Source organism: Sphingomonas sp. LH128, assembly GCF_000293195.2.
Lineage (GTDB): Bacteria > Pseudomonadota > Alphaproteobacteria > Sphingomonadales > Sphingomonadaceae > Novosphingobium > Novosphingobium resinovorum_A.
In genome coordinates this window covers 1-1,481 of the sequence record NZ_ALVC01000547.1, presented here as the reverse complement: position 1 = coordinate 1,481, position 1,481 = coordinate 1, and the positions used below count along the sequence as shown (strand labels likewise).

Sequence of the window (1,481 nt, the reverse complement as noted above, 5' to 3'; positions counted from 1 at the left end):
CGCAGATGACATAGCGGGGCTCGCCGGTCCCGGCGTCGACGCATTCTATCAGCGCAAGGTCGCCGCTTTCCGCTGCACGAAGCAGGGTCTGGAAGTTGGCGTGGGCGTAATCGGGGATCATCGCGCGCCTCCCTCAGCCAGCCACCTGCTGGTGCTCATCCATTCGATCGTGCGACCTGTGGCGAGGTCGAGCAGATGGGCGCCGCCGGAGAAACCGTCGACGACAGGTTCCGAGGCGACGCCGGCCCACTGAAAGCCCCAGGTGCCGGTGAGTCCGAACGTCTCCGCGCAGCGGGTGACGAAGGTGATGAGCAATTGCGGATCGGCGGTTCCGGGGTCGCGAAGCCAGAGTCGCGTCGCGCCATGCTCGGGCGTCAGCGAGAGGAGGAATGGCTCGGCGGGCGGGTCCTCGCGAGCGTTCTCATCCATCAAAGCGGTGTAGAGGTCGAAGGCCCGCGCGACATTGGCGACCGAGCCGACGTCGAGCAGGCAGGAGAAGCGGGTGAGAAAATCGGGCATGTCGGGCTCCTGAAACGAAAAGAGCCCGGCGCTGGGCCGGGCTCGTGTGGATCGGGATCGTGGCTGGAAGGGCTAGTAGCCGAATTGCCAGGACGGCCAGGACTGGCCGTCGTCAGCGGCCGCCACGGCTTGGGCGAGATATTCGGGATCGCCCTCGACCACGGTGGGGTCGCGGACAGGGGTCTCGTCGATGACGGTCACCCGGGAAACGAGGCCATCCTCGATCTCGACGTGGACCGGCACGAGATACTGGAAGACGACGCGCCGGATCGGCGCGGGGCTGGATTGCACCATGCGAACGCTCCTTCGATTGGGGGGAAAGGTGCGGAGCGGCCGAAGCCGCTCCGCGAACTGCTCATTCGGCCGCGACGAGGTGACGTTCGTCATCCTCGCCATCGGGTGGCGTCTCCGATTCTTCGTCGGCGCTGAGGAAGTCGGGCAGCTCGGCCCCCTCGGTTTCGCCGCCTCCGTCCGCGTCCGCTGCGGGATCGCCGTCAACGCCGGCCAGCCGAAGCGGCTCGGGCAGCCAACCGCTATCGGCCAGGAGACGCTCGGCCTCCTTGGCCATGTCGCCCTTTTTCAGATGACCGATCAGCTCGGCTGCCCGTTCGCCGGCGCCTTCGCGGACGGCTTCGAGGATGCGCGGCTTGGTGACACGGTTGAGGTAGTTGCCGAAGGTAGGGCGCCAGCCGGCTTCGACGATGTCGAGCCCGGTCGCCCGCGTCAGCCGGTCGGCCTGCGCAAGCCTCATGTCGAGCGTGTGCTGCGACACGCCGCCCGCGCTGTGCGGGTTCGGCCGCTCGTAGAGAGCGTTCACGCCATAACTGACGCAATGCGCCAGCAGAGCCATACGGCTGGCATCGTCGAGACCGGCAAGCCAGTCCCAAAGGGCGTCGTCGTCCTTCGGGATGTCGGCCGCCCAGGCGTCGCGACGCTCCTGTACGGCGCGCGCGGAGGGGCTG

3 protein-coding genes and 1 pseudogene are annotated in these 1,481 nt (G+C 67.7%); all 4 read right to left on the bottom strand.

From position 1 onward, the window contains the following. Window positions 1-121, bottom strand: a 121-nt coding sequence (locus tag LH128_RS34895) for a DUF6117 family protein (protein WP_008833452.1), incomplete at its 3' end; no start/stop codon positions are given. Then, entirely contained in the window at window positions 118-519 is a 402-nt protein-coding gene (locus LH128_RS29980; protein WP_008833451.1) for a hypothetical protein, read from the bottom strand. The genes LH128_RS29980 and LH128_RS34895, both read right to left, overlap by 4 nt. A 72-nt stretch (window positions 520-591) precedes the next feature. Further along, entirely contained in the window at window positions 592-813 is a 222-nt protein-coding gene (locus LH128_RS29975) for a hypothetical protein (RefSeq protein WP_008833450.1), read from the bottom strand. 61 nt (window positions 814-874) lie between these two features. Further along, a pseudogene (locus tag LH128_RS29970) lies at window positions 875-1,481 on the bottom strand (DNA-binding protein); the annotation flags it as partial.